Source organism: Micromonospora sp. URMC 105 (assembly GCF_051386295.1).
Taxonomy (GTDB): Bacteria; Actinomycetota; Actinomycetes; order Mycobacteriales; family Micromonosporaceae; genus Micromonospora.
Window position 1 is genome coordinate 39,948 of the sequence record NZ_JBPQTL010000009.1, and the last position, 26,845, is coordinate 66,792.

A 26,845-nucleotide genomic window follows, 5' to 3' on the forward strand; every position below is an offset into this window, starting at 1 on the left:
CCCAGGAGTCAACCACAGCCCCCGGCGGGCCGCGCAGCGAGCCTCAGCCCTCGGCGGCCTCCCGCCGGCGCACCCGCTCGCGCTGCGGCACCACCGTGTACTTCGGATCGCGCGCCGAGGCGACCCCACCGTGGAAGATGCCGAACCGGGTGGCCACCGACGCGGCGAGCAACGCCGCGCCGGAGAGCGCGGAGAGCGCCCGGCTGCGCCGGCCGACCAGCGCACCGGCCACCCCGGCGACGGTCAACGCCCGCCCGGCGCGCAGCAACCGACCGGCCCGCCCCGTCCGGTACGGCTCGCTGAGCAGCCCCAACCGGGTCTCCACCGAGTGCGAGCCGGCCAGTTCCAGCGCCGCGCCGGCCACCGCCATCCGCCGCGCCGGCCCGGCCTGGGCGCACGGCGCGGCGATCAACCCCACGCCGGCGCCGCTGGCCAGCGCGCTGCCCGCGAAGATGACCGGCAGCTGCGGGTACGCCTCGTGCCAGGACGGCACCGCCGTGCCGGCCAGCAGCACCCCGGTGTACGTGGCCAGGGCCGGCGCGGTGGCGGCGGCGGTCAGCCCGGCGACCTGCCCCGCCGGGGGCAGCACCCGGCGGGCCAGCCCGAGCACTCCCCGCTCGGGCAGCCACGGTGCCGCCTCGGCCACCGCCGCGAGGCCGGCGGCCGGGCCGAAGGCGGTCAGGATCCAGGTGCCCACCGACATCGGTGAGGTCGGCTTCGCCACCCGCAGCATGTGGTGGAAGCGCGACGGCCGCCCCAGGTCGTGGATCAGGAAGTACGCGCTGGCGGTGACCGCGCCCAGTGCGGTGACCCGGCCGGCGCGGCGCAGCGCCGGGCGGCCGGTGAGCTGCCCGCCGGCGGCCAGCAGCGACGAGCCGGCGGCCAGGCCCCCGGTGAACAGGTACGCGGCGATGTCCCACCGCCACACCGGCGCCTTGAGGATCGGCCGGCCGTAGTAGGAGGTGAACTCGGCCTCCGGGACGCGCAGCTCCTCGCCGCCCCGCCCGCCCCGCCGACGGCGACCCCGGCGGTCCACCGGCACGGCGTCCCGGGGCGGGTGCGGCGCGAGGCCACCGGGCTCCGGCGTCTCCAGCCGGTCGCGGAAGCGGCGGAACAGGGCGCCGACGGGCAAGCGGTCCGGACTCACGACGAACCTCCGACGAACGCCGCGACGGCGGCCGCCGTCATCGCCAGCGCGGCCAGCCCGGCCCGCTTCCACATCTTCGGCAGGTCGCGGGTGGTGACCACCGGGTCCGGCGGCAGGCCGTACACCTCCGGCTCGTCGAGCAGCAGGAAGAACGCGCCGTCGCCGCCGACGCCGTCGGCGGGATCGTGGCCGTAGAGCCGGGCCTCCGGTACGCCCCGCTCGTGCAGCTGGGTGACCCGCCGCGCGGCCCGGTCCCGCAGCTCGTCCAGCAGGCCGAACTGGATGGACTCGGTGGGGCAGGCCTGCGCGCAGGCGGGCGTCATGCCCGCGCCGAGGCGGTCGTAGCAGAGGGTGCATTTCCACGCCCGACCGTCGCCCTTGCGCTGGTCGATCACCCCGTACGGACAGGCCGAGATGCAGTAGCCGCAGCCGTTGCAGATGTCCTCCTGCACCACCACGGTGCCGAACTCGGTGCGGAACAGCGATCCGGTCGGGCAGACGTCCAGGCAGGCGGCGTGGGTGCAGTGCTTGCAGACATCCGACATCATCAACCACCGGAAGTCGGTGCGCTCCTCGACGCCGGTCGACCGGCCGGGCGGTTGCGAGCCCGGCATGCCGAGGAACTGGCCGGTGCCGTTCGCCGGGGCGGCGTCGACCGTTCCCGCCGCCGCGGCACCCGCCGGACCGTCGGCCATCCGCGCTGCGGCGGCCGGCGAGCCCGGCGGCACGCCCGGGTCGGTGCCGGTCGGGTTGCCGATGCCGGCCGCGACGGCCGCCGAGGCGGAGCCGACCGGCCCGCCGGTGGGGGTCCCGGCGAACGGCGGGGTGCGGTGCCCGGCCGGCACGGGCTGCTCGATGAAGGCCACGTGCCGCCACGAGTTCGCGGTCAGCGCGCCGGTGTTGTCGTACGACATGCCCAGCAGGTCGAAGCCGGAGTCCGGCACCCCGTTCCACTCCTTGCAGGCCACCTCGCACGCCTTGCAGCCGATGCAGACGCTGGTGTCGGTGAAGAAGCCCATCCGGGGGCCGGCGTCGGTCCAGCCGGCGTCCGGGGCGGGGTCGAGGGGGCCGTAGAGGCTGTTGGCGTCAGGCATCGTCGCCATCCTCCCCCGCGCCGGGTGCCGGTGGGCGTACCCCCTCGGTGACCGTGGGCGTCGACCGCCCCGGAACGATCCCGGCCCGGCGCTGGTAGTCGGCAACCAGGTCCCGCAGGGCCGGCCCGGTCGGGCGCCGCCCGGGCCGCACGTCACAGGTGCCGACCTTGCTCTCCTGGATCAGCACGTTCGGGTCCAGGGTGATGCCGAACAGGTCGTTGGCCGAGTCGCCGGTCACCAGGCCCTCGAACCCGAAGTGGTACGGCAGCCAGAGCTGGTGGATCACCCGGCCGTCCACCCGCAGCGGGGTGAGCCGGTCGGTGACGAGCACCTTCGCCTCGATCACCGCCCGGCCGCTGATCAGGTGCGCCCAGCCCAGATGGGTCAGGCCGGTCTCCCCGGCCAGCTCCGGTGACACCTCCACGAACATCTCCGGCTGCAACTCGGCCAGCGGCCGCACCGTCCGGCTCATCGCACCGGCCGTGTGGTGCTCGGTCAGCCGGCTCACCGTGAACACGTACGGGAAGACCTGGCTGTGCTCCTCGGGCGGGCTCGGGTTCACCGAGTTCACCGGGTGGGCGTAGACCTTCCGGGTCGGGTTGGCCTGCTGGCCGTAGAGCGGGTTGCGCAACGGCGACTCGGCCGGCTCGAAGTGCGTCGGCAGCGGACCGTCGAGCACCCCGCTCGGCGCGTACAGCCAGCCCTTGCCGTCGGGCTGCATGACGAACGGGTCGTCGCCGGCGATCCCCTCCGGCCCGGACGCACCCGGCGGCGGCCGGTACGTCGGCGGCTTGGTCTTCTCGAAGTCCGGCACGTCGTAGCCGGTCCACTCGCCGGCCTCGGAGTCCCACCAGACGTAGCGCTTCCGCTCGCTCCAGGGGCGGCCCTGCGGGTCGGCCGAGGCGCGGTTGTAGAGGGTGCGGCGGTTCGCCGGCCAGGCCCAGCCCCACTCGGCGGCCACCCAGTCCTGCTCGTGCCGGGACCGGCGGCGGGCGGCCTGGTTGACCCCGTCGGCGTACACGCCGGTGTAGATCCAGCAGCCGATGGCGGTGGAGCCGTCGTCGCGCGCCTCGGCGAAGGCGGACAGCGGGCGGCCGGTCGCCACGTCGTACCCGTTGATCTCGCGCAGCACCGCCTCGGCGCTGGGCTCCGCGTGCGGACCGTGCGTGGGGTAGTCCCAGGCCAGGTCGAGCAGCGCGCGGTCCCGGGGCTGGTCCGAGCCGGCCAGCTTCTGCCGCAGCCGGCGACCCAGGTGGTAGAAGAACCACAGCTCGGAGCGGGCGTCGCCCGGCGGGTCGACGGCCTTCTCCCGCCACTGCAACAGCCGCTGCGTCTGGGTGAAGGTGCCCTCCTTCTCCACGTGCGAGGCGGCGGGCAGGAAGAACACCTCGGTGCGGCACTCCTCCGGCACGATCTCGCCGGTGGCCACCTCCGGGCCGTTCCGCCAGAAGGTCGCGCTCTCGATCATGAACAGGTCGCGGACCACCAGCCAGTCGAGGTTCGCCATGCCCAGGCGCTGCGCGCGCCCGTGCGCGGAGCCGACCGCCGGGTTCTGGCCGAGCAGGAAGTAGCCCTTGACCTTGCCGTCGATCATGTTCAACACCTGCTGGTAGCTGCCGTGGTCGCCGGTCATCCGGGGCAGGTAGCCGTAGCAGAAGTCGTTCTCCGGCGTCGCCGCGTCACCCCAGTACGCCTTGAGCAGGCTCGCGCCGAACGCCCGCGCGTTGCCCCAGAACCCCTTCTGCCCGGGGTGCCGGATGCTGTCCACCCACTCGTCGAAACTCGGGTGGTCGGCGTGGTGCGGCATCGGCAGGTAGCCGGGGAGCAGGTTGAACAGCGTCGGGATGTCGGTGGAGCCCTGGATGCTGGCGTGCCCGCGCAGCGCCAGGATGCCGCCACCGGGACGGCCCATGTTGCCCAGCAGCAGCTGGATGATCGCGCCGGTGCGGATGTACTGCACGCCGACGCTGTGCTGGGTCCAGCCCACGGAGTAGATCAGCACGCCGGTGCGCTCCCGGCCGGAGTTCTGCGTCCACGCGCGGGCCAGCTCCAGGAACTTCTCCTGAGGGATGCCGCAGACCCGCTCCACCATCTCCGGCGTGTAGCGGGCGAAGTGCCGCTTGAGGATCTGGTAGACGCAGCGCGGATGCTGCAACGTCTCGTCGCGCGGCACCTGACCGGCGACCTGCGCGCCGTGCGACTCGTGGCGCAGCCCGGCCGCGCTGTCCCGCTCCTTGGCGGTGTGCCCGCTGCCGGAGGAGTCCTCGTGGCCCGCGTACTGCCAGGTGTCCTGCACGTAGCTGCCGGTCTCCGGGTCGAAGCCGGAGAAGAAGCCGTCACCGTCCTCGGCGTCGACGTAGCGCTCGCTGACGATGGTGGCGGCGTTCGTGTACGCCAGCACGTACTCCCGGAAGTCGAGCTCGTTCTCCAGGATGTAGCGCACCACCCCGCCGAGCAGCGCGATGTCGGTGCCCGCGCGGATCGGCAGGTACGTGTCGGCCACGGCGCTGGTCCGGGTGAACCGGGGGTCGACGTGGAACACCTTGGCGCCGCGCCGCTTGGCCTCCATCACCCACTGGAAGCCCACCGGGTGGGCCTCGGCCATGTTCGAGCCCTGGATGACGATGACGTCAGCGTTGGCGACGTCCTGCTGGAAGTCCGTCGCGCCACCGCGACCGAAGCTGGTCCCCAGACCGGGGACGGTGGCGGAGTGTCAAATCCGGGCCTGGTTCTCGATCTGGAGCGCCCCCATCGCCGTGAACAGCTTCTTGATGAGGTAGTTCTCCTCGTTGTCCAGCGTCGCCCCGCCCAGGCTGGAGATGCCCAGCGTCCGGTTGAGCGGCCGGCCCTCGCTGTCGACGTCCTCCCAGGTCTCCTCGCGCGCGGCGAGGATCCGATCGGCGATCATGTCGAGCGCGGTGTCGAGCTCCAGGTCCTCCCACTCCGTGCCGTACGGCCGGCGGTAGCGGACCGTGGTCTGCCGCAGCGGGCTGGTGACCAGGCTCTTGCTGGCCGAGCCCTTGGGGCAGAGCCGGCCGCGGGAGATCGGGCTGTCCGGGTCGCCCTCGATCTGGGTGACCCGGCCGTCGGCGACGAACACCCGCTGCCCGCAACCCACCGCGCAGTACGGGCAGACGGAGCGGGCCACCCGGTCCGCGGTCTCGGTGCGCGCGGTCAGCTCAGCCGAGCGGCCGGACTGCGCCGCGGCGCCCCGGCCCAGCGGGTCGGTGCCGGTGAGCTGCCGGTAGACCGGCCAGCCCTCGATGAAGGTACGCAGGCCCACGCTCCCCGTACCCCCTCCCGGACGCTCCTGACCCCCTGAAGATAGGGCAGCGCGGCGGCGTCCGCGAGGGGAGCGAGCGGATCTCTTTCGCCGGTGCAGACAGCGCCCCCCCCCGCCCTGGTGGGTCGGGGGCGGCGCTGGGGTGTCGGTGTGCAGGTCGCCTCTCGGCGAGTGGCACGACGCGGCTCCAGCCGAACGGTATTCCGCGAAGGCAATTTAGGTGAGGCCCGGGGACACTGGACACACCGACACCTGACTCAACAGGCTACCCCTCCCACCTGTTCCACCACCCCGTGTGACCGCCACCACCGCTGTGGCGCCGTGCTTGGGGTGGGGTTGGCACCGGTTGGCCGGTTGCGGGTGAGCCCGCTTCGCTCGCCGGGTTATCAGCGTGAGGCCGTCGGCAGCGGGCCACTGGGACGTGGACATGCCGGCTGCGGGGCCCAGGCCTTGTGGGCGCGCCGGCTGGGCTTGAGAGGGTGCGGGCGCGCCGGCTGGGCTTCGGAGGGTGCGGGCGCGCCGGCTACGGGTTCGGGCGGCGTGAGCGCGTCGGCTGTGGGCCCAGAGCGTGTGGCTCCTCGGCTGTTGGTGCCTCGGCAGCCGGACGCGGCGTCTCGTCGTCGGCGGCGAGTGGAACACCACAAACGTCTCCAGCGACCGCAGACAGCCATGGTGTTCCACTTCGCCGGTGAAGCCGTGCCCTCTGCCCCCACTTCCCGGCGGCCCGGCGCACGATCCTGGTCGGCCACGCCCGCCCGCACTTCCTGCTGGCGGTTGCGCCTCCGCTCCCCGTGCCCTCCACTTCCGCGTCACTTCCGCGCCGGCCTCACGCGCCCACCCGCCGCACTCTCGTTGATCATGGAGTTAGCGGCGATGTTGATCTCTATCCACTGCCGCCAACTTCATGATCATCGGGGTGGGCGGGGTGGTCGGCGGGAGACTTGGACAGTTGCCGTTCGGTCCGAACGGTAAGTGTCCAAGATTCGCTCCGACGAGGCTTCGTTTCAGGGCCGGCCAGCGGGTCGGTCAGGTGTGGTCAGTTGTTCCAGTGCTGGGCGACGAGGTCGGCGGCCTGCTGCTCCCACTGCGCGTAGTGGAAGGGGTAGGCCGAGACCTGCACGGTCTGGGCGGCCTCGGTCAGCGGCATGTCCTGCCACCCGTCGACCTGCTTCAGGCCCTTCAGGAACGCCTTGGTGGAGTACTCGGGGTCGGTGATCTGCTCCACCGTGCCCCAACCCGAGCTCGGGCGCTGCTGGAACAGGCCCTGCGAGTCGTGGTCGTTGCGCTCACCCAGGTGACCGAGGTTCTCCAGCTTCGACTCCTGCAGCGCGGTGGCGATCGCGACCACGGCGGCCCGCTCGTCCATGTCGGACTTCTTCGTCGCGGCGATGATCGCCTTCACATTCTTGACCTGCTCGTCGTTGAGGTCGATGCGCGACTGGTTGCCCTGCACACCGTGCGGGATCAGCTTGTTCTTGTCCACGGCCGGCTTGTCGGCCTGCACCGCGACCGCGAACGGCCGGCTGTCGACCGTCGTCTCGGTCGTCGTGCCGTGGTTGAGCGGGCCGGCGGCGAGACCACCGGCGAAGGCCAGACCAGCGATACCCAGAACGCTCTTACGCATGATCGTGTTCATCACGAAGCTCCAATGCGGGGGTCGGCACCACCGCCTCGACCGGGGGGTCGAGCGGGTGCAAGCACCACAACAAGGGCGCTCAAAAGAACAGAGGAAGTCTCAGGGGTCCGGCAGGTCATCGCGAGCCGGGGGGCTCACGGCGCCGGGGTTCAGGTGTAACGACCGGCGGCCCGTCGTCATTCCGGGGCTGCACACCCCGTCACCGAACCGGGGCGGGAGGCTGCTGCTGCGGTCGTCCAGGTGATGTAACGACCCGCTTCCCGCCCCCATTCCGGGGGGCTCGCATCCCCGTCGGCCAGGCCAGCGGGGCTCGTTTGCTGCGATCGTCCAGGTGATGTAACGACCCCGGCCCCGTCGCCATTCCGGCGCGGGGTGCGCCGGTCACCGGACAGCGCACCCAGCCCGGACATCGGACACGATCCGGACGGATCGCACGTGACCGGACATCCGCGCCGAGGCTGACGAGGCCGCTAGGGGGCGCCCCCACACGGGACAGGTCCGGGGGCCGGACGGCCGCGCGCCCCTGCCGCCCCCGTTTGCGGCGTGTCGGGGCGTCCCGGCCGCCGGACACCCCGACACGCCGCAAACGGGGCGATCACCCCCTGGGCCGGTCGAGCCGCGCGCTCCGGCTCACCGGTCGTGTTGGGGGACGGCCGTCGCCGGGGACACCGGGGCACACTCGCCCACGCCGACGTCCATCGTCGCGGTCGGCGATCGGTCGTCGGGCGGCTGCGGCGGCGAGATCCAGGTGACCAGCACCACCGAGATGATCATGAGAAGGAACCACGACGCGAGCTTTGTCGCCGAGACCGGCTGCCAGCCGCCCAGCTGGCTGGGGTACAGCCAGGCATGCGACCAGGTGGCGATGTTCTCTGCGAGCCAGATGAAGACGGCGACGAGGAAGAAGGCCAGCAGGAGCGGCATGCGCCACCGGAACCGGAAGATGCGGAACTGCATGACACAGCGCCCGAACACCAGGGCGACCACGGCCATGAGCAGCCACCGGACGTCCCGGACGTAGTGGTTGGTGAAGAAGTTGGCATAGATCGCGGCGGCCACGACAGCCGTCACCCAGCGCCTCGGGTAGCGCACGAATCGCAAGTCGAACAGCCGGTTGACCCGGACCATGTAGGAGCCGACCGCGGCATACATGAAGCCGCTGAACAGCGGCACCGCCCCGAGCCGCAGGACGCCGTCGGACGCGTAGGACCACGAGCCGACGTGCGTCTTGAACAGCTCCAGCGCCGTGCCGACGAGGTGGAACAGCACCACCACCCGCAGTTCACGCAGGGTTTCCAGGCGTCCGGCCACCATCGCGATCTGGATGACGACCGCGGCGAGGGTCAGGAAGTCGTTGCGGGCGAGCGGCGCGTCCTGCGGGTACCACAGGTGCGCCGCGAAGATGACCGCCAGCATCGCCCCGCCGAACACGCACGCCCAGGCCTGCTTGAGCCCGAAGACCGCGAACTCGGTCAGCCAGCCGGCCGGTCCGCGCCGCGGCAGCCGGGCCAGCATCGCGCGGAAGCGGGCATCGATCGCGCGCTCGGCGGTGGTCAGAGTGCCTGGTCCGGAAGGGGTACGCATCGCCGCGACGCTATCGTGCCGGCGCGGCTCAGCCGGCACTGCCGAGGTGACGGGATCCCGCCGGGCACGGTCGGCCAGGGCCACGGCGAATCCGGTGGAGAAGGCGCCCGGTCCGCCACTACGGTGCGGGGATGCCGCTGCACCCCGCCCCCGAAGCATCCACCGGACATCTGCTGAGCACCGACGACGGCACCCCGCTGGCCCGGTTGCGGCTGCGCGACGACGACGGTGAACGGGTGGCCGAGGAGGTGACGCCCCTGCCGGGGGCGGACGTGCGGCTGCTCGCCGCGCAGGCTCGGCGGGACCTCGCCGGCGCGCGGCTGGAGACGCCGGACGAGGCGCTGGCGGGTGCGCTGGTGGCCGATGGTCTGCGGCTGCGCAGGGCGGCCACGGAGATGCGGCACGACCTGCTCGACGTACCGGAGGCGGTGGCGCTGCCCGCCGGTTGGTCGTGGGCGCCCGCCGGGTGGGACGACGACCTGGCCGAGGGGCTGGCGGCGGCGTACGGGCCGGACCACCCGGACGGGCGGTGGGAGCCGAGCGACACCGCCGAGGTGCGGGGGATGTTCGAGCGGGCCGAGCCGGTGCCGCCGCTGCTGGCGGCCTCGGCGCGGGTGGTCGGACCGGACGGGCGCAGCGCCGGCCACGTCCTCACCGCCGGGCCGGTGCCGTGGACCGCCGACGTCTGCGCCTGGATCCTCAACCTGGGGGTGGCGCCGGCGGCGCAGCGGCGAGGGCTGGGGCGGGCGCTGCTGGGCCACACCCTGCGCGGGGCGCGCGCGGCCGGGCTGCCCCGGGTGGGGCTGTCCGTGGTCGACGGCAATCCGGCCCGCCGGATGTACGACGAGGCCGGCTTCCGCCCGGTGGCCCGGGTGCTGACGGTGCCGCTGCCGGCCGTCGGATCGCCGGGGACGCCCTGATCCGACGCCGCACGGCACGACGTGCGGGCGCCCGCCGGAGGGTTCCGGCGGGCGCCCTTGCTCACTGTGCCGGGGCCCTGCCCGGCTCTTGTCGTCAGCGCGTCGACCCCATGCCGAAGCGGTTGCGCCGACGCCAGACGAGGCTGCCGAGCATCAGGATCGCACCCGCGCCGACGAGACCGCCGCCGACCTTGAGCGGCGTGCCCATGCTGTCGCCGGTGACCGGCAGCTGCTTCCCACCGTCCCGCTTCTTCGCCAGGACCGTGACGGTGGCGCTGGCCGTGCGGCCGGACTCGCGGCCGGTCGCGGTGAAGACGTACCGACCGGGCTCGGTCGGCCGGTACGTCACGACGAACCGGCCCGCCGCGTTGGTCACCGCGGTGAGGTGCCGCGGGGCCGGCTGCGGGTAGGCCACCGCCGCCATCGCGACCGTGCTGCCGTCGCTACGGCGGGCCGGCGCCTGGCCCGGGACGGAGGCGGCGAAGGGCGTCACGCTCACGTCGATGTCGACGATCTCGTTGGGACCGAAGCCGGTGCCTACGAGGGTGATGGTCTGGCCGACGAACACCGTGGTCGGGTTCGCCGTCAAGGTTGCCACTCCCCCAGGCGGGTAGTCCGGCGGCGGCTGTGGGGTGCTGTCGGGGGCCGGCTGCGGTTGCGCCGCCCCCGCCGCCGTCGGCGCCAGCACGACGGCCAGGCCGGCCGTGAGCGCCATGATGATGCGGGATAGCCGCATGGTGGTCTCCTCCTACTGGTTGCAGCTTGGTGCGGGAACAACTTGGGTGGTCCATGGGGTGGCTGTGGGAGTGAGCCAGAGCTCGGGCGTGCCGGCGGTGTTCCGCCCGGTCAGCAGGTCGACGTCGAGCGTCCGGGTGCCCCCGGGCGGAACCTCGACGGTCGCCACGCCCACCTGCCGGCGCCGCTCGGTCCCGCCGCCCAGGCCGACGTCCGCCCCGTCGATCCGGGCACCCATCACGGCGCCGCCCGCGGGGCTGAAGACGTAGACCAGGGTGCGGACGGTGTACGGGTCACCCGCCTTTCCCAGGCCGAGCACCGACTTGCTGAGGCCGGACTTCGGCGCCGAGGAGTGCAGGGTGAACCGGAGGCGCAGCTGACGGCGTCCCTCTTCGTGGCACTCACCGACGGTGAGGTGCGCCGTCGGCTTCAGGTAGTAGCCGAGCTTCGCGCCGCTGCCGTCGTTGAGGAACACCCCCACGCTGGGCACCGTCTCGTGCTCCGGCAGAATCCCGCCCATCCGGCTGTCGCCGATGATGCGCTGTTCTTCCGACCGGGCACTCCAGAACAATATCCTTCTTTCCGCTATAGAGCGGTCGAAAGCGGACAAAACAGCCTTTGGATTGACTTTCGCGGCGAGAACCGCGTCGAAGACGGCGGCAGCCGCCGCCGTGTAGTAGGCGTCCTGCTCCTTGAGGCCCATCGTCTGGTAGGTGTCGGAGAGCAGCGTCCGCACGGCCGTGCCGGCGGCGAGCTTGGGGCCGCCCGGCACGGAGACCGGGCCGGTCGCCGCGAGCAGGTACGACAGGGCCACCGGGTCGACCGCCAGCACGCCGTCCACGGTGGTGCCCGTGCGGCGCCGGACCATCTCGCGGTAGAGCTTCGCCGCGGTCGGGAAGTGCGGGGTCAGATTGACGTCCGCCGGGTAGATCGCGGGCAGGTCGGTGTAGAGCCGGCGGAACTCGGCCGGCATCGTGGCCACGGGCGGATAGAAACGCTGCAGGTCCGCCGCGGTGCCCTGGGTGACGATCTCCACCCGGCCACCGTCGGCGCGGATCAACGCGTACGCCCCCAGCATCCCCCCGGTGGCGCGCAGCTCGGCCGGGTTCTGGGAGACGAGCAGGTAGGTGCGACGGCCGTCGGCGCCGAGCAGCGACGGCAGCACCTTCGCCCCCTGGTCGGCCGCCCCGGTCAGCCCGGCCAGTCTGGCGATCTCCGCCCGCAGGTCGACCAGGGCCTTACCGACCTGTCCGACCAGGTTGTCGGTCCGCACCGCCTCCAGGCGGTCCCGGGTCTGGCGCACCGTGACGTTGACGTCGGCCAACTCGGTGGAGGCGGTCCGCAGCCGCGCCACGTCCAGACGCCCCTGGCTGGGGACCAGGGTGGCGAGGTCGGTGCGCAGCAGCGTGGGAAAGGCCCGCCGGGCGAGGTCGTCGATGGCCACCGCGATCTGACGTACCGCCGAAAGGTCGTCACCGGCGTACGGCGAGTGCTGCCCCAGCCACCAGCCCGGGTCGCCGGTGGCGTCGCGGGCCGCCCCCGCCTGCTCCTGAAGTGCGGCGAGCGTGCGCTGGGCCCGTGCCGTGTCCCCGCCGACGATCTGCGCGCTGAGTTCGCGGGCCAGGCCGGCGGCGTTCAGCAGGTGTGAGCGCGCCTGCCAGCCCCGGAAACCGAGCCATCCGGCGCCGGCCAGAAGCAGGGACCCGGCCACGAGTGCGGCGAGCAACGCGCGCCGGATGCGTACCCTGGTCCGCCGCCGCAGGCGCCGTCGACCGCGACGCGACACACCGCTCTCGGTCACACCACTCTCCACTCAAAAAACGGACACTAATGACGATTCATCGTTTTCTAGCACGATTAACGAGGCTGACCTGCGCTTTTCGTCGCTTTGCCGCCCTGAAAGGCGTTCTGCGAGGATCGTTCGGGTGATCACCCTCGATGGCGCGCGACGGCCACCTGGTTGAGCAGGTCCTCCACCCGGTCGACGCCCGCCCGCAACGACATCTCCCGCAGGTACGCCTCGCGTCCCCGCCGCCCCATCTCCGACCGCGCGGCGGCCGGAATCGTCGAGGCGAGCCAGAACCGGTCGGCCAGCGTGGCCCAGTCCTCGGGCGGGCAGGACAGCCCGGCCCGCGCGCGCTCCACCAGTTCCACGGTGTCCCCGCCGGCCGAGGCGATCACCGGCGCGGCGCAGGCCAGCGCGGCCTGCAGCTTCCCGGGTACCGTGCCCCGCAGTTCGGGCAGGTCGCGGAGCATGATCAGCTGATAGTCGGCGGCCGCGTACAGCTCCGGCATGTCCAACGGTGACCGGCGCTCCACGAAGCGCACGTTGTCCGCCCGCAGTTCGGCGGCGAGCCCCCGCACCCGCCGCTCCTCCGCGCCCGAACCCACCAGCACCAGGTCCGTCCGGCCGTTCAGTGCCGCCGCCGCGCGGACCGCCGTCTCGAGCCCCTGCCGCACACCGATCGTGCCGGCGTGCATGACCACGCACCGGCCGTCGCGCCGGACGAAGCCCTGCGCGGCGCGGCTGGGCCGGACCGGCTGGAAGATCCGCTCGTCGGTCCAGTTGAGCACCACCTGCACCCGCTCCGGGTCGACGCCGTCGGCGAGCACCAGGTCCCGCATGGACGGCGCCGTGACCGCGAGGGCGTCCGCCTCGCGCAGCACGCGGCGCATGGTGGTGGCGAGGCGTCCGGGCCGGCGCTGCCGCTGCGCGCCGTCCCCGGCGACGTCCTCCTCCGGCCAGAGGTCCTGCACGTGCAGGACGGCGGGCACCCGGCCGAGCAACCGCAGCAGCGCGGCGGTCGCGAAGGTCGTCGCCGGGAGCTGGAAGACGTAGAGCACGTCCACGTCGGCCAGGTAGCGGCGCCCGACCATCGCCACGCTGCCCGCGAACGAGAGGTGACTGGCCATCCGGGCGCCCGGGGAGCCGTCGCCCGCGGCGTAGCGGGGTACCCGCCGCACGGTCAGCCGATCGCTGCGCGTCAGGTGACGCCAGCGCTGCCGCCAGCCCGGGTAGACGTGCCCGCCCGGATAGTCGGGAAAGCCGGTCAGCACCCGGACCTCGTGCCCCCGGGCGGCCAGTTCCTCGGCGAGGCTGCCCGGGATGAAGGCCGGTTCGGGCGGGAAGTGGTACGACAGGATGCCGATCCTCATCAGCGGGTCCCCCTCGGCGCGGCCATGGGCGACCGCGCCGCCGGCCCGCCGTGCCCGGCCGTGACGCCGCGCCGGTCCGGGCGGCCCGCGACGGCGGCCGACCGGCTGCCGGAGCAGGTCGATCCGCCGCCGTCACGCGCCACGACGCGGACCGGGCCCCGCGTCCGGGGACGGCTGTGACCAGCCGCCCCGGACGCGGGTGGTGCCGGAGGTCCCGCCGACGGCCGGCCGGTCGACCCCCCGGACGACGCCGAGACGGTGGCGGCACTCATCGGCGCAGCCGGGTGAGTTCCTGCGTGCGGTCCGTGACGCCGTCGGCCTCGTCCGACCCGGTACGGCGCGCCGCGGCGGCCCGGTCGGCAGGCACCGAGGACTTGCCGGTGGTGGCGATCCGGTAGGCCTCGTACTGGTAGGCGTCGGCCTTGGCCACCTTGGTCATGTTCAGCACGCAGCCGAGCAGGCGGACCGAGACCGAGTGCAGCGCCCGGGCCGCCGCGGCGACCTGGGTCCGCGAGGTGCGGCCCTGCTGGGTGACGAGCAGCGCGCCGTCGGCCTGCACCGCCACCACCACGCCGTCGGTGACGGCCAGCAGCGGTGCGGTGTCGATGACCACGATGTCCGCGGACTCGCGCAGCGCCAGCAGCAGGTCCGCCATCGCCTTGGAACCGAGCAGCTCGCTCGGGTTCGGCGGGGCCGACCCGCTGGGGAGCACCAGCAGCGACTTGTCGCCCCAGCGCTGCACCACGTCACCGACCTGCACGTCGCCGACCAGCACGTCGGTCAGGCCGATGCCGCCGTCGAGCTCCAGGTAGTCGGCGACCTTCGGCCGACGCAGGTCGGCGTCGACCAGCAGCACCCGCCAGCCCGCCTCGGCCAGTGCGATCGCCAGGTTGCAGGAGAGGGTCGTCTTGCCCTCGCCCTGCAGCGCGCTGGTGACCGCGATGACCCGGGCGGGCTCGTGCACGTCCACGAACCGCAGGTTGGTGCGCAGCTTGCGGACCGCCTCGGCGCGCGCCGAGGTCGCCGCGTCGCCCACGATCAGCGGCGCCGACTTCGCTCCGGCCTCGAACGGGATCTCACCCAGCAGCGGGCTGCCGGTGACCCGTTGCAGCCCGGCGGCGTCGCGCATCCGGACGTCGGCCAGCCCGCGCAGCACCGCCAGTGCGGCGCCGAGCAGCAGCCCGACCAGAGCGCCGACGACGAGGTTGCGGGTGGGCTGCGGGGAGACCGGGCTGGAACTCACCCGGGGACCGCTGACCAGCTCGATCTTGATGGGGGCCGGGCGACCCTCGGCCGGCGTCTCGACCTTCTGCACCAGCTCGACGAACTTCGCCGCGAGCGTCTCGGTCACCTTCATCGCCCGGGTCTGGTCGGTGTCGGTGATCGTGGCGCGCAGCAGGACGGTGCCGGTCTCGGTGGAGGTGCTGAGCCGGCGCTGCACGTCGTCCGCGGTGAGGCCGACCTGCGTCTCGGCCACCACGCTCTGCGCCAGCCGGTCGCTGCGCAGCAGGTCCGCGTAGGACTTCACGCGTTGCTGCAGGAAGAGCCCGCCCTGGTAGGCGTCGGTGACGCCCTGGCTCGGCGTGGTGACGAAGAAGGTCACGGAGGCCACGTACCGGGGTGGCGTGCGAACGGTGATGAGCGCGGCCGAACCGACCGCCACCATCAGCGTGACCAGGACGATCCACCAGTGTCGGCGGATCAGGCGCAGGCAGGTGCGTATGTCCATCACGCTCTCCGTTCCGCCGGGACAACTAGCCGGTGAAACTGCACGAAATCCCCCAATACTTCCCAAACGGCATGACAGGATCTAATCGCCGCAAGCTTGCCGTGAAGTGACCAAACGAATGTAAGCGATCGAACATCCCCGGAGACCTGAATCCTCGCAATCAGGTAACAAAGGCAGAGGACACCAATGGACGATGCAGCCCTCCCGGCCGACACGAACATCCCGCGACGCGACTGGGTCACCCGACGTGCGAAGACCCTGTCTCTGCTAACGCTCGACACCGGCGCATGGTGCGCTGGATTCCTGGTCGCCGCCTGGGCCAGGTACGAATTCGGCCTCACGCCCCGGCAGTGCGCCCTCGCGCTGGGCACCGCCGTCGTCTGCGCGGTCGTCCACGCCGCCATCGAGCAGGTGCGCTCGACGGCCCGCGGCCGGCACCCGATCGGCAGCATCGGCGAGGCCCGCGACCTGGCCTGCACCACCCTCCTCGCGGCGGTCGTGGTGCTGGCCGCCCTGGCCACGCTCACCGAACGGCCCGTGCCGGCCAGCGTCCCGGTGACCGGCGGGGCGGTGGCCCTGCTGGTGATGGCCGGCGGGCGAGCCGGCTACCGGTGGCGGCGCGACCGCGACGACCGCCCGGTCGGCGGCGCGGAGCGGGCCCTGGTCTACGGCGTCGACGCCGCCAGCGAACGACTCGTACGGGTGCTGCTCGGCGACCCGGGCGGCAGCTACCTGCCGGTCGGGCTGCTCGACGACGACCGCGAACGGCAGGGGCTGCGCCTGGAGGGACTCCGGGTGCTGGGCGGGCGCGAGCAGATCGAGCAGGCGGTCCGCCGCACCGGCGCCAGCACGGTCATCTTCTCCATCGACGGCGCGGACGCCGAACTGATGCGCGACGTGCGCCGCCGCACGTTGCAGGCCGGCGCCGCCTTCAAGGTCCTGCCCCCGGTCCGGGAACTGCTGGACCGGCCGGTACGAGCCACCGACGTACGCGACCTGCAGCTCACCGACCTGCTCGGGCGGGCCCAGCGGGTGGCCGAGCTGATGATCGAGCGCAACGGCCTGGCGGGCCGACGGGTGCTGGTCACCGGCGCGGGCGGCTCCATCGGCTCGGAGCTGTGCCGGCAGATCGCCCGCTGCGAGCCGGGCGAGCTGATGATGCTGGACCGCGACGAGTCGGCGTTGCACGCCCTGCAGATGTCCCTGCACGGCCGGGCGCTGCTGGACGGGCCGGAGCTGATCCTCGCCGACATCCGCGACGCCGACGGCATCGCCCGGATCGTGGCCGACCGGCAGCCGGACATCGTCTTCCACGCCGCCGCCCTCAAGCACCTGACGCTGCTGCAGCGGCACCCCGGCGAGGCGGTCAAGACCAACATCCGCGGCACCCTGAACGTGCTCGAGGCGTGCCGCGACGTGAGCGAGTTCGTCAACATCTCCACCGACAAGGCGGCCAACCCGGTCAGCGTGCTCGGGTACTCGAAGCGGATCACCGAGCGGCTGACCGCCCACTACGCCCAGCAGGTCGGCGGCACCTTCCTGAGCGTGCGCTTCGGCAACGTGCTCAGCAGCCGGGGATCGGTGCTCACCGCGTTCCAGGCACAGGTCGAGGCGGGGCTGCCGATCACGGTGACCCATCCGGACGTGACCCGCTACTTCATGACCGTGCAGGAGGCGGTGCACCTGGTGCTCCAGGCGGCGACCATCGGGCGCGGCGGGGAGGCGCTGGTGCTCGACATGGGCGAGCCCGTACGCATCGCCGACGTGGCGCGCCGGCTGGCCGCCGAGGCGGACCGGCCGACGGAGATCGTCTTCACCGGGCTGCGGCCGGGCGAGAAGCTGCACGAGGACCTGTTCGGCGTCGACGAGGTCGACACCCGTCCGCTGCACCCGCTCATCTCGCACGTCCGGGTGCCGTCGCTCAGCCCGGAGCTGGCACGCGGGCTCGACCCGTACGCCGACGCCGACGAGTTGATCAAGTGGATGGCGGCGTACTGCGAGGAAGCCCCGGCGCGGGCCTCGATCCTGCCCTCACCCCGCTGACGGCGGCGTCGCGGCGGCGGCTCGGGAGCGGTGGCGCCACCGGCGAAGCCGTACTCGTTGGGCTCGTCATGCCTGCTCATGGGGTTATCCTCCCGCTATGTTCGCTTTGCGTCCTGCCGCTCACGGTAGGCCGTGATCGCTCTACCCGCAGCACGGCGGTGATAGTCGGCGCCCGGGTGGGCGGGCCGGCGGCGAGACCGGCCCAGAGCAGCTGGCGCAGCAGGATGATCGCCGCCGCCATCGTCAGCGCGCCCCAGCCGCTGCCCGCGATGAGCCGGAGCAGACCGGCGGGCAGGAGCAGATCCAGCAGCACCCGCATCGAGGTACGCCAGGAACGGGCGGCAAGCAGGACGACCGCGGCGCAGCACAGCGCGAGGAGGGCCACCACGTCGGCGAGGGGCGCGCTCACCGTTCCGTCCCCGCATCGGCCCCGGCCTCGCCGACCTGCCGCTGCTCGTGCTCGATCTCGCGGCGCAGGAAGTAGTTCAGCGCCGTCCGGATGGCGGCGATGGCCGCGAGCTGCCCGATCTGGTCGAAGGTCGGGGACACGGCGGTGCGCAGGATGTCCGCGGCGAGCTGGAATTCCAGTCCCAGGGCCAGGAACCGGCCGAGGGAGAGCCGGACCGGGGTGAAGACCGCGGCGCTGCGGTGGCGCAGTCCCTCGACCACGAACCGCAGCGCCGCCCAGAGCGCACCGACGAAGATCACCACCGCTCCGGCGATCTCCACCAGGACGACCGCTATCCGGTCGCCCTGGCGCAGGATCTCGTCGAGGTCCACCCCGGGGGTTACCCGCCCCCGCCGCCGCTAGTCGGCGCCGGCTCAGAGCTGGTCGACCGCCTCCAGGATCAGCCAGAGACCGCAGATGGCGAAGAGCACCGCGGCGCCGTACCGGATGGTCTTCTCCGGCAGGTGCCGGCCGAGCAGCCGGCCGACCAGGATGGCCAGCGCGTCGGCGGCCACCATGCCCAGCGTCGAGCCGAGCCAGGTGCCGAACCAGCCGTACTTGGTGGCCAGGGTGATGGTGGCGAGCATCGTCTTGTCGCCCAGCTCGGCCAGGAAGAATGCGACACCCACCGCGATGACGGCCGACTTGCCGGTCTTCTCGGCCTTGCGCTTCTCCTCCTCGGTCAGCTTGTCCCCGCGCAGCGTCCACACGCCGAAACCGAGGAACGCCAGGCCGGCGATGAGCGAGATCCAGCCGGTCGGCAGGGCCGCGTTGAGCCCGTAGCCGATGGCCACCGAGGCCAGGTGGACGATCGCGGTGGCGATGGTGATCCCGATCAGCACCGGGACCGGCTTGAAGCGGGTGGCGAACGTCAACGCCATCAGCTGGGACTTGTCCCCCAGCTCGGCGACGAAGATGACGCCGAAGCTGATCACCAGCGCGGCAAGAAAACCGTCCATGAGAACCTTTCCCGATCAAGCCGGGAGGAGGTACAGGGGCGCCCTCGACCCGGCTGCGACAGCCTGAGTCGAAGGTCTCGCCCGCCCCACCTGGGTGGGGCCGCGTGGCCGGGTGCGGAACGCACCAGTGTGTCGACCACGACATTGGGGGCTACTCCCCTTCGCGCCCCCACCGTAGCCGACCCCGCCGCCGTCGGCCCCGACGGGTGCCCCAGCTCACCCCGCGATCAGTCGGCCCGGGCGAGGTTCACCCCGAACAGGCCGTCGGGGTCGGTCCAGAACTCGCGTACGGTGAACCCGGCCGCCGCCAGCTCCCGGGCGATCCCCTCCGGGCGGAACTTCGCCGACACCTCCGTGCGCAGCTCCTCGCCCGCGGCGAAGTCGACCGTCAGGTCCAGCACCCGGACCCGCATCGCCCGGTCCGCCCGCAGGCGCATCTCGATCCACTCCCGGTCCGGGTCCCAGCGCGCCACGTGGGTGAAGGCCTCCGGGTCGAAGTCGGCCCCCAGCTCCCGGTTGACCACCTGCAGCACGTTGCGGTTGAACTCGGCGGTGACCCCGGCGGCGTCGTCGTACGCCGGCACCACCACCGCCGGGTCCTTGACCAGGTCGGTGCCGATGAGCAGCCAGTCGCCCGCCTCCAGCGCCGCACGCATCGCGGCCAGGAACTCGGCCCGCTCGGCCGGCAGCAGGTTGCCGATGGTGCCGCCGAGGAAGACCACCAGCCGCCGTCCTCCGGTGGGCAGCCGGTCGAGCTGGCGGGTGAAGTCGCCGACGATGCCGCGTACCCGCAGCCCCGGGTAGTCGGTGGCGATCTGCTCGGTGGACTGGCGCAGCGCGCTGACCGACACGTCCAGCGGCACGAAGGTGCCGAGCCCGCTCCGGCGGGTGAAGGCGTCCAGCAGCAGCCGGGTCTTCTCCGAGGAGCCCGAACCCAGTTCGATCAGCGTCTTCGCGCCGGTCAGCTCGGCGATGTCGGCCGCCCGCTCGGCCAGCACGGCCCGCTCCGCCCGGGTCGGGTAGTACTCGGGCAGGCGGGTGATCTCCTCGAACAGCTCGCTGCCCCGGGCGTCGTAGAACCACTTCGGTGGCAGCCACTTCTCCTCGGCGGTCAGCCCGATCCGGACGTCCTCCCGCAGGCTGCGCCCCAGGTCCTGTTCCTCGAGGTAGATCTCCAACGGCTCCGCGCTCATGAGGTGTCCCTTCTCCTTCGGCGAACGTCCCTGTCTCCACCTGCGGCACTGTTGCGGCGTCACGCTCCCGGCAGGGCGCGCACGCGCACCGCGGTCGAGGTCGCCACCACCAGGTGCCGGTCCGGCAACGATCGCCAGCCCGGGTCGTCGTCGTGCGGTTCGGAGGCCAGCAGCACCGAGTCCGGCGTGGAGAGGACGGACATCGCGTGCCCCGCCACGGTGGCCACCATCGTCCGGCCGTCGGTGAGCAGCAGGTTCAGCCGCGAGCCGGGCGCCGCCTCCGCGACCCCCGCGACCGTCTCCGCGACCGCCTCGGCCGGGTCGGCGCCGGCCCGCAACCGGTGCCGGACCAGCGCCCAGAGCAGGGCGGAGTCGGTCGGGGCGTCGAGGGTGAGCAGGTCACGGACGGGAAGGGTGCCGGCGAGCGGCACCAGCGCGTCGGGCCAGCCACGCACCACACCGTTGTGGCTGAACAGCCACCGGCCCTCGGTGAACGGCGCGGCGGCGGTCTCCTGCACCGGCATGCCGACGGTGCCGGAGCGGACGGCGGCCAGCACCGCCCCGGCGAGGGTCACCCCGGCCAGCGCCGGCAGCGTCACGTCGCTCCAGATGGGCTGGGCCCGCCGGTACCGCACCGGATCGCCGTCGTCGGGATACCACCCGACGCCGAAGCCGTCGGCGTTGACGGTCCCGCCGCCGCGCATGTCCCGGGGTGCCCAGGACTGCCGGACCAGCGAGTCCGGCGGGTCGTACAGCAGGGCGCGCAGGCTCAGGGGCGGGCCGAGGTAGGCCAGGTGCCGGCACATCAGGCGATGCCGCCGATCACCCGTGCGCCTCCTCGGGCCGGGCGTCCCGGGCGCAGCGGAAGCCGCTGAAGATCTGCCGCCGGATCGGGTAGTCCCAGTTGCGGAACGTACCCCGGCAGGCCGACCGGTCGGTGCCGAACGAGCCGCCGCGCAGCACCCGGTAGTCGTCGCCGAAGAAGACCTCGGAGTACTCCGGATAGGGGAAGGCCGCGAACCCGGGGTGGCCCCGGAAGCTGCTCGACGTCCACTCCCAGACGTCACCGATGAGCTGGTGCACGCCCAGCGGCGAGGCGCCGGCCGGGTACGCGCCCACCGGCGCCGGCCACAGGTGCCGCTGGCCCAGGTTGGCATGCTCGTCGGTGGGATCCTCGTCGCCCCACGGGTAGCGGCGGGAGCGGCCGGTGGCCGGGTCCCAGCGGGCGGCCTTCTCCCACTCCGCCTCGGTGGGCAGCCGCCGTCCCGCCCAGCTCGCGAAGGCCTCCGCCTCGTACCAGCAGACGTGCACCACCGGCTCGTCGTCGCGGACCGGCGACCACTGCCCGAACCGCCGGTACGCCCACCCGTCGCCGTCGCGGCGCCAGTGCATCGGCGCGCTGAGCCCCGCCTCGGTACGGTGCCGCCAGCCGGGGGCGCTCCACCAGCGCGGATCGTCGTACCCGCCCTCGGCGACGAACTCGCGGTACCGGCCGTTGGTGACCGGCGCCGCGTCGATCACGTAGGCGGGCAGCTCCACGGTGTGCGCGGGGCGCTCGTTGTCCAGCGCCCACGGGTCGGTGGAGGTGCCCATGGTGAACGGCCCCGCCGGCACCAGCACCTCGTCGGCGACCCGGGCCCGGGCCGCCGGCGGCGGGGGCGCGTGCAGCGCCGCGGGGCCGGCGCGCAGCTGGTGGGTGGCGAGCATCGTCTCGTCGTGCTGCTGCTCGTGCTGCACGATCATCCCGAAGGCGAAGCCCTCCTCGACCAGCCGACCATCGGTGAACCGGATGCCGTCCAGCAGGTCGAACACCTTGTCGCGGACCGTCGAGACGTAGGCGCGTGCCTCGGCGGGCGGCAGCAGCGGCAGCGTGGGGCGGTCCTTGCGGGGCTGCTTGAACGCGTCGTACAGGTCGTCGATGTCGTGGCGGACCGGCGCGCGGCCGCCGACGTCGCGCACCAGCCAGAGCTCCTCCTGGTTGCCCACGTGGGCGAGGTCCCAGACCAGCGGGGACATCAGCGGGGAGTGCTGACGGATCAGGTCGTCGTCGTCCACCGCCTCGGTGAGCAGGGCCGTGCGGGCCCGGGTGCGCGTCAGCTCCGCGGCGATCCGGCTGCGCAACTGCTCCGCCGGCGTGCCCGGCCGTTCGGTGGTGGTCACCGGTGCCCCCTCTCCGCGGCGGCCCGCCGCCGCCGGATTCCTCGGCTCGTCTCGTCGTGGATCTCCGGTGGCAGCTCCAGCCGGGGAAGCGCCTCCAGCGCCAGGTCGAGCAGGGCCGCGGCCGCCGTGGCCAGCGGCGGGTCGGCCAGGCCGTACCGGGCGGCGGCGTGCCAGCGGTCGGCCACCGGCGCGGTGACGGTGCGGGCCGACCGGGCGGTGTCGGCGTGCCCGAGCAGCGCGCTCAGGACGGCCAGCGGCACCGTCCAGTCCGGACCGGGCTGGGCGTCCAGGTACCGCACCTCCAGGTAGCCCCGGGGCCGCACCGGCGGGAAGAGGGTGCTGAGGTGGTACTCCAGGTCGTCCGTGGTCGGGGGCCGGGGCAGCGCGCCGTCGATCCAGTCGGCGAAGGTCACCCCGGGCGGCGGGGTCCAGTCCGGACCGTCGTGGCGCACACAGAGCAGCGGCGCGTCCAGCGCGTACCGGGTCCAGGCGGCCACCGGGTCCGTGTCGGGACGCCGGGGCGACCAGACCGGCCGGGTGCGGGCCGGGTCGATGCCCAGCCAGGCGGCCACCCGCGCGGAAGCCCAGCCGGTCCGCCGGCCGGCGTGCCGGTCGGCGGTGGCGAAGGCGGCGACCAGCGGCGGCCCGATCATGTGCACGGTGGCCCAGCGGGCGGCCAGCTCGGCCGGTTCGCCCGCGTCCAGGCACACCTGCAACCCGGCGGTGCTGTACATCATGGTGCGCCCGGCGGGGCCGCGGCGGTCGAAGACGCAGCGCATGGCGCGGTAGCGGGAGGTCTCGACCACCGGCTGCGGGGCCCGCCACGGGTCGATGCCGGTGCGGCCGAGCACCAGTCCGGCGCGTTGCAGCAGCACGGTCAGCTCGCCGATGTCGGCCTCGGTGGCCAGGATCAGCGCGGTGACCGACGGTCGCGGCGCGGTGGACAGCTCCACCTGCCCGCCGGGCTCCACGGTCACGCTGCTGCCGTGCCGGAGCGGCTGGGCGGGGCTGCTGTCGTCCAGGGTGACGGGGCTGTGCCGCCCCAGGGCCGCCCTCAGCCGCTCCCGGTCCACCGGTCGAGCGGGGTCGGCGGCGTCGTGCACGGTCCATTCCAGTTCGACGCCGGTGAGCACCGGTGGCCCGGTCTTGAAGCAGATCCGGCCGAGGTGGGCGGCGGCCGCCGCCCTCTCGCCCAGCACGGTCGTCCGGTCCAGCTCCGGCGACGTCACCACGAGATGGTCTCCTCCCGACCCGGGATCCGGCCGCACCGCCAAGCGGGCAGCACGCCGTCACCGGCCGGGCCCCCGCGTCTCACCATCTTCTGTCTAGCAGATGGAATCCGCTCACCCGGGCGAGAAGAAATTTCTGTGAACCCTTTTCGACTAGTCCTTCTTGCCCGGCTTGTCGCCCGCGGTGGCCTTGGGCTTCGGGGACTTCTTCGCCTTCTTGGAGGGTTTCGGGGCCGGCTCGCCGACCAGCTCCCGGCAGTACGCCTCGACCTGCCCGGCCCCACCGGCGGCGGCGACCAGGTCGGCGAACCCGCGGCTCCGCAGCGCCTTCTCGCGCTGCGCCGGTGACTTCGCCAGGTACGCCCGGCACTGCCCGGCCAGCTTGCCGTTCGGGGCCGGCTTGCCGGAGCCCCCGGGCCGGCCGGACGGGGACCCCGCGGACGGGGTGACGCCCGGCTCGCTGGTCGGCGCGCCGGTCGGGCGTCCGCCGCCGGACGTGGGCGGCGCGGACGGGCCGGTGCCGGTGGTGGCCGGCGCGGGCGGCCGGGGCGCCGGGTCCGGCTCGTCGGCGCGGTCGAGGGTGACGGCGGCGAAGGCGGCGCCCGCGGTGGCGGTGGCGGCGATGCCGGCGACCCAGGCGACCACGCCGGTGGTGACCCGGCGTCCGCGCCGGGACGGTGACGCGGGCGCCGGCGCGGCGGCCCCCGCCGCGCGGGCGGCGCGGAACGCGGCCAGGGCGGCCTCCTCCCCGGCCAGCTCACCGGGGCGGGCCGGAGCGGCCGCGGCGAAGAGCAGCCGGACGAGCGGGTCGTCGTCCGAGGGCGGCGGGCCGGCGGCCCGGGCCGCGTCGAGCAGCCGCTCGGCCTCGGCCCGGTCGGCGGGCCGCTCGGAGCCGTCGGAGCGGCGGAAGTCCATCCAGTTTCCCCTCACGTCATCCGTCCGCCGGCTCGGCGCGGGACGTGCTCGGCGCCTGCCGGCCCCGCCGGGGCTGGGGCGGCCCGGGCCGCTCGTCGCCACCGGACGGCTGGGGCAGGTCCTGACGTTCCAGCAGCGCGGCGAGCCGGCGCAGGCCACGGTGTGCGGCGGTACGGACGGCACCGGGGCGGCGCCCGAGCACCCGGCCGGCGGTCTCGGCGTCCAGCCCGATCACCGCCCGCAGCAGCACCGCCTCGGCCTCCCGGGGCGGCAGCGTCGCGATCAGCGCCAGCGCCGCCTCGGTGCCGATCGTCTCACCGGCCCGTTCCGCCGTGTCGGCGTCCCCCGCCAGCTCGCTGAGGGCCTGCACCGGCACCGGCAGCGAGGGGCGGCGGCGCTGACGGCGCAGATGGTCCATGGCCCGGTTCCGGGCGATGGTCACCGTCCAGGCCCGGAACTCGCCGCCGGTGAAGCTGGGCAGGTCCCGGGAGATCTGCAACCAGGTCTCCGAGGCGACGTCCTCGGCGTCCGCGCCGACGAGCGCGGTGAGGTACCGCAGCAGGCCCGGCTGGAGGCTGCGGTAGAGGAAGCGGAAGGCCTCCTCGTCCCCGGCCTGCGCCGCGGCCACCGCCTCGGGCAGCTCACCTGTCATGAGTCCGCCGTTCCCGCCGTCGGGCCCTCGCCGTACCCGGCGGGACGTGCGTGAGGCACCTCCGGTCCGGCACCCGGACCCCGTCGCGCACCATCAGCCCCCCGCTGATCCCATCGCGGCCCCACCGAGCGGCATCTCTGACACACGCCGCGACAATACGGTGATCCGCCCGGATGGGCATACCGGCACGGCGGGGCCGGCCCCGAGTCGTGACAACGATAGAAAAGGCGAGACAGGCCGACAAGCCGCCGCCGAGCAGGGAAAAGTGAGAAACATCTACCTGGGTGAACGGCGAGTCCGCGTGACGGAAATTGGTCTCCGGACGCTCCCCGCCCGCACACCGCGGCACGGACGTCCCGGGAGGGCCGGTTCGTCCGGCTCACGACCCCGGCCCGCCGCCATTGTGACAGTAGGTCCGCCCTCCGTCACCCCCCGTCCATCCGCCCGGCGCGACCCCGGGGTCCGCGCCGCCTCGCCGGGGTCGGCGGCAGGCATAGCGCCCTGAGTCCTTCTCGCCCGCTCTGGGTACGGTATTCGGGTGTTGTCATCGGAGGTCGTGCTCAGCGGTCGCTACCGCCTGGACGAACGTGTCGCCACCGGCGGCATGGGCGACGTCTGGCGTGCCACGGACCTGGTCCTGGGCCGCCAGGTCGCGGTGAAGGTGCTGCTGCCGGCGCTGGTCTCCGATCCCGACTTCATCGCCCGGTTCCGCGCCGAGGCACGGATCATGGCGGCCCTGCGCAACCCGGGCATCGTCCAGGTCTTCGACTGCGGCGAGGACCGCCTCGACGACGGCGGGCGCGCCGACTACCTGGTGATGGAGTTCGTCGAGGGCGAGCCGCTGTCCCGGCGAATCGAGGCCGCCGGCCACCTGGACGTGGCCGAGACGATGTCGATCGTCGCGCAGGCCGCCCAGGCGTTGCACGCCGCGCACGCCGGCGGCATCGTGCACCGCGACGTGAAGCCGAGCAACCTGCTGGTGCAGGAGGACGGCACCGTGGTGCTGGTCGACTTCGGCGTCGCGCGCTCGACCAATGTGACCAGCATCACCAGCACCAACGCGGTGCCGGGCACGGCGCTCTACATGGCGCCGGAGCAGGCGTCCGGTCGCCCCGTCTCCGCCGCCACCGACATCTACGCGCTCGGCGCGGTCGCCTACTGCTGCCTCACCGGCGGCCCGCCGTTCACCGGCGACAACCCGCTCCAGGTCGCCGTGCGGCACCTCGACGACGAGCCGCCGGCCCTGCCCGAGGACATCCCGGCGCCGGTCCGGGCGCTGGTGTCGCGGGCGCTGGCCAAGGACCCGGCCGACCGGTTCGCCACCGGCGCGGAGATGGCCGCGGCGGCCCGGGCCGCGCTGAGCGACGGCGCCGCGCCCACCGCGTTCGTCCCTCCGGCACTGCGCGGCGCGGCCGGCCCGACCACCAGCACGCGCGGCGACGTCCCGGTGCTCCCGGTGGCCGCCACGGTGGCTCCGAAGCGGGGCCGCGGCCGGCGCGGCTCGCTGGTCGGCGCGCTGGCGGCGGTCCTGGTGGCGCTGACCGCCCTGGGCGCGGCGCTCGGCGCGGCCAAGGAGACCGGCGACGGGGCGACCAACATCAAGAGCACTCCCCCGGCCACGGTCCCCAGCGACCAGGGCGAGTCGCCGGTGGCCCCGGAGGAGACCGGCGTCGACCAGCCGAACCGGCCGAACCGCACCTGGAACCCGAGCAACCGGCCCTCCGCCACCGCCACGGTGACGCCCTCGCCGGGGCAGAGCGGCTCGGCGCAACCGACCCGCACCACGGCGCCACCGACCACGCCGGACAGCACGCCGACCACCACCAAGCCGGCCGACCCGCCGCCGACCACCACCAAGCCGGCCGACCCGCCCCCGACCACCACCGCGCCGCCGGGTGAGGACCCGCCGCCGGTCGGCACCTGACGGACCCCCGACACCGGCCACCGGATAGCTGCAAAACC

Annotated in this window: 21 protein-coding genes; 3 read left to right on the top strand and 18 right to left on the bottom strand. The window is 73.6% G+C overall.

Going from position 1 to position 26,845, the window contains the following annotated elements; translation table 11 throughout:
• Window positions 1-43: 43 nt before the first annotated feature.
• The 5 genes from nrfD to ACSNN7_RS05410 all read right to left on the bottom strand — a co-directional run bounded on the left by nrfD (window position 44) and on the right by ACSNN7_RS05410 (window position 8,828).
• Window positions 44-1,147, bottom strand: coding sequence for an NrfD/PsrC family molybdoenzyme membrane anchor subunit (nrfD, locus tag ACSNN7_RS05390; protein ID WP_436679513.1), 1,104 nt, complete (start codon window positions 1,145-1,147; stop codon window positions 44-46).
• Window positions 1,144-2,241: a 4Fe-4S dicluster domain-containing protein gene (locus tag ACSNN7_RS05395; protein WP_436679514.1), complete on the bottom strand. Its 1,098-nt coding sequence runs from the start codon at window positions 2,239-2,241 to the stop codon at window positions 1,144-1,146. The genes nrfD and ACSNN7_RS05395 overlap by 4 nt, the downstream gene beginning before the upstream one ends.
• Window positions 2,234-5,524, bottom strand: a complete 3,291-nt coding sequence (gene fdh, locus ACSNN7_RS05400) for a formate dehydrogenase (protein ID WP_436679515.1) — start codon at window positions 5,522-5,524, stop codon at window positions 2,234-2,236. The genes ACSNN7_RS05395 and fdh overlap by 8 nt, the downstream gene beginning before the upstream one ends.
• A 1,036-nt stretch (window positions 5,525-6,560) precedes the next feature.
• Window positions 6,561-7,160, bottom strand: coding sequence for a hypothetical protein (locus ACSNN7_RS05405; RefSeq protein WP_436679516.1), 600 nt, complete (start codon window positions 7,158-7,160; stop codon window positions 6,561-6,563).
• Window positions 7,161-7,790: 630 nt separating this feature from the next.
• On the bottom strand, window positions 7,791-8,828 hold the full coding sequence (locus ACSNN7_RS05410) for a DUF817 domain-containing protein (protein ID WP_436679517.1): 1,038 nt from the start codon (window positions 8,826-8,828) through the stop codon (window positions 7,791-7,793).
• A 47-nt stretch (window positions 8,829-8,875) separates the two neighbouring features.
• Between ACSNN7_RS05410 and ACSNN7_RS05415 the strand changes: the two genes are divergently transcribed.
• Window positions 8,876-9,664 (top strand): GNAT family N-acetyltransferase, encoded by a 789-nt coding sequence (locus ACSNN7_RS05415; RefSeq protein ID WP_436679518.1) that lies wholly within the window; start codon window positions 8,876-8,878, stop codon window positions 9,662-9,664.
• Window positions 9,665-9,758: 94 nt separating this feature from the next.
• Here the strand turns inward: ACSNN7_RS05415 and ACSNN7_RS05420 are convergent, their stop codons facing one another.
• From ACSNN7_RS05420 to ACSNN7_RS05435, 4 genes are all read right to left on the bottom strand, one after another.
• Window positions 9,759-10,400: a hypothetical protein gene (locus ACSNN7_RS05420; protein WP_436679519.1), complete on the bottom strand. Its 642-nt coding sequence runs from the start codon at window positions 10,398-10,400 to the stop codon at window positions 9,759-9,761.
• A 12-nt stretch (window positions 10,401-10,412) separates the two neighbouring features.
• Complete coding sequence (locus ACSNN7_RS05425) at window positions 10,413-12,125, bottom strand: DUF4012 domain-containing protein (protein WP_436679520.1); 1,713 nt, start codon at window positions 12,123-12,125, stop codon at window positions 10,413-10,415.
• A gap of 203 nt (window positions 12,126-12,328) precedes the next feature.
• The gene (locus tag ACSNN7_RS05430; RefSeq protein ID WP_436679521.1) at window positions 12,329-13,555 is read right to left on the bottom strand and encodes a glycosyltransferase family 4 protein; all 1,227 of its coding nucleotides are present in this window, start codon (window positions 13,553-13,555) and stop codon (window positions 12,329-12,331) included.
• A 268-nt stretch (window positions 13,556-13,823) separates the two neighbouring features.
• A complete protein-coding gene (locus ACSNN7_RS05435) occupies window positions 13,824-15,284 on the bottom strand; it encodes a polysaccharide biosynthesis tyrosine autokinase (RefSeq protein ID WP_436679522.1) in 1,461 nt (486 codons plus the stop codon).
• Between the two features lie 186 nt (window positions 15,285-15,470).
• Here ACSNN7_RS05435 and ACSNN7_RS05440 point away from each other — a divergent pair, with 186 nt between their 5' ends.
• Window positions 15,471-17,327, top strand: a complete 1,857-nt coding sequence (locus tag ACSNN7_RS05440; RefSeq protein WP_436679523.1) for a polysaccharide biosynthesis protein — start codon at window positions 15,471-15,473, stop codon at window positions 17,325-17,327.
• 76 nt (window positions 17,328-17,403) lie between these two features.
• Here the strand turns inward: ACSNN7_RS05440 and ACSNN7_RS05445 are convergent, their stop codons facing one another.
• From ACSNN7_RS05445 to ACSNN7_RS05485, 9 genes are all read right to left on the bottom strand, one after another.
• Window positions 17,404-17,736 carry a hypothetical protein gene (locus tag ACSNN7_RS05445; protein WP_436679524.1) on the bottom strand — a complete coding sequence of 111 codons (333 nt, stop codon included), beginning with the start codon at window positions 17,734-17,736 and terminating at the stop codon, window positions 17,404-17,406.
• On the bottom strand, window positions 17,733-18,107 hold the full coding sequence (locus ACSNN7_RS05450; protein ID WP_436679525.1) for a DUF1622 domain-containing protein: 375 nt from the start codon (window positions 18,105-18,107) through the stop codon (window positions 17,733-17,735). The genes ACSNN7_RS05445 and ACSNN7_RS05450 overlap by 4 nt, the downstream gene beginning before the upstream one ends.
• Before the next feature lie 42 nt (window positions 18,108-18,149).
• Window positions 18,150-18,734, bottom strand: a complete 585-nt coding sequence (locus ACSNN7_RS05455) for a TMEM165/GDT1 family protein (RefSeq protein ID WP_436679526.1) — start codon at window positions 18,732-18,734, stop codon at window positions 18,150-18,152.
• 227 nt (window positions 18,735-18,961) lie between these two features.
• Window positions 18,962-19,927 (bottom strand): L-histidine N(alpha)-methyltransferase, encoded by a 966-nt coding sequence (egtD, locus tag ACSNN7_RS05460; RefSeq protein WP_436679527.1) that lies wholly within the window; start codon window positions 19,925-19,927, stop codon window positions 18,962-18,964.
• A gap of 59 nt (window positions 19,928-19,986) precedes the next feature.
• Window positions 19,987-20,733, bottom strand: coding sequence for an ergothioneine biosynthesis protein EgtC (gene egtC / locus ACSNN7_RS05465; RefSeq protein WP_436679528.1), 747 nt, complete (start codon window positions 20,731-20,733; stop codon window positions 19,987-19,989).
• A 16-nt stretch (window positions 20,734-20,749) separates the two neighbouring features.
• On the bottom strand, window positions 20,750-22,087 hold the full coding sequence (egtB, locus tag ACSNN7_RS05470) for an ergothioneine biosynthesis protein EgtB (RefSeq protein ID WP_436679529.1): 1,338 nt from the start codon (window positions 22,085-22,087) through the stop codon (window positions 20,750-20,752).
• On the bottom strand, window positions 22,084-23,319 hold the full coding sequence (gene egtA, locus ACSNN7_RS05475) for an ergothioneine biosynthesis glutamate--cysteine ligase EgtA (protein ID WP_436679530.1): 1,236 nt from the start codon (window positions 23,317-23,319) through the stop codon (window positions 22,084-22,086). Before egtA ends, egtB begins: the two co-directional genes overlap by 4 nt.
• Before the next feature lie 150 nt (window positions 23,320-23,469).
• Window positions 23,470-24,231: a hypothetical protein gene (locus ACSNN7_RS05480; protein WP_436679531.1), complete on the bottom strand. Its 762-nt coding sequence runs from the start codon at window positions 24,229-24,231 to the stop codon at window positions 23,470-23,472.
• A 16-nt stretch (window positions 24,232-24,247) separates the two neighbouring features.
• The gene (locus ACSNN7_RS05485; protein WP_436679532.1) at window positions 24,248-24,883 is read right to left on the bottom strand and encodes an RNA polymerase sigma factor; all 636 of its coding nucleotides are present in this window, start codon (window positions 24,881-24,883) and stop codon (window positions 24,248-24,250) included.
• Between the two features lie 538 nt (window positions 24,884-25,421).
• Between ACSNN7_RS05485 and ACSNN7_RS05490 the strand changes: the two genes are divergently transcribed.
• A complete protein-coding gene (locus ACSNN7_RS05490; RefSeq protein WP_436679533.1) occupies window positions 25,422-26,807 on the top strand; it encodes a serine/threonine-protein kinase in 1,386 nt (461 codons plus the stop codon).
• The last annotated feature ends 38 nt before the right edge of the window (window positions 26,808-26,845 follow it).

Excerpts from the sequence above, each read along its gene's own strand:
- ACSNN7_RS05455 (WP_436679526.1), bottom strand. The coding sequence starts at position 18,734 with ATGGACGGTTTTCTTGCCGCGCTGGTGATCAGCTTCGGCGTCATCTTC.
- ACSNN7_RS05395 (WP_436679514.1), bottom strand. The coding sequence starts at position 2,241 with ATGCCTGACGCCAACAGCCTCTACGGCCCCCTCGACCCCGCCCCGGAC.
- ACSNN7_RS05415 (WP_436679518.1), top strand. The coding sequence starts at position 8,876 with ATGCCGCTGCACCCCGCCCCCGAAGCATCCACCGGACATCTGCTGAGC.
- ACSNN7_RS05420 (WP_436679519.1), bottom strand. The coding sequence starts at position 10,400 with ATGCGGCTATCCCGCATCATCATGGCGCTCACGGCCGGCCTGGCCGTC.
- ACSNN7_RS05430 (WP_436679521.1), bottom strand. The coding sequence starts at position 13,555 with ATGAGGATCGGCATCCTGTCGTACCACTTCCCGCCCGAACCGGCCTTC.
- egtD (WP_436679527.1), bottom strand. The coding sequence starts at position 19,927 with ATGAGCGCGGAGCCGTTGGAGATCTACCTCGAGGAACAGGACCTGGGG.
- ACSNN7_RS05485 (WP_436679532.1), bottom strand. The coding sequence starts at position 24,883 with ATGACAGGTGAGCTGCCCGAGGCGGTGGCCGCGGCGCAGGCCGGGGAC.
- egtC (WP_436679528.1), bottom strand. The coding sequence starts at position 20,733 with ATGTGCCGGCACCTGGCCTACCTCGGCCCGCCCCTGAGCCTGCGCGCC.
- ACSNN7_RS05480 (WP_436679531.1), bottom strand. The coding sequence starts at position 24,231 with ATGGACTTCCGCCGCTCCGACGGCTCCGAGCGGCCCGCCGACCGGGCC.
- ACSNN7_RS05405 (WP_436679516.1), bottom strand. The coding sequence starts at position 7,160 with ATGAACACGATCATGCGTAAGAGCGTTCTGGGTATCGCTGGTCTGGCC.
- ACSNN7_RS05440 (WP_436679523.1), top strand. The coding sequence starts at position 15,471 with ATGGACGATGCAGCCCTCCCGGCCGACACGAACATCCCGCGACGCGAC.
- ACSNN7_RS05435 (WP_436679522.1), bottom strand. The coding sequence starts at position 15,284 with ATGGACATACGCACCTGCCTGCGCCTGATCCGCCGACACTGGTGGATC.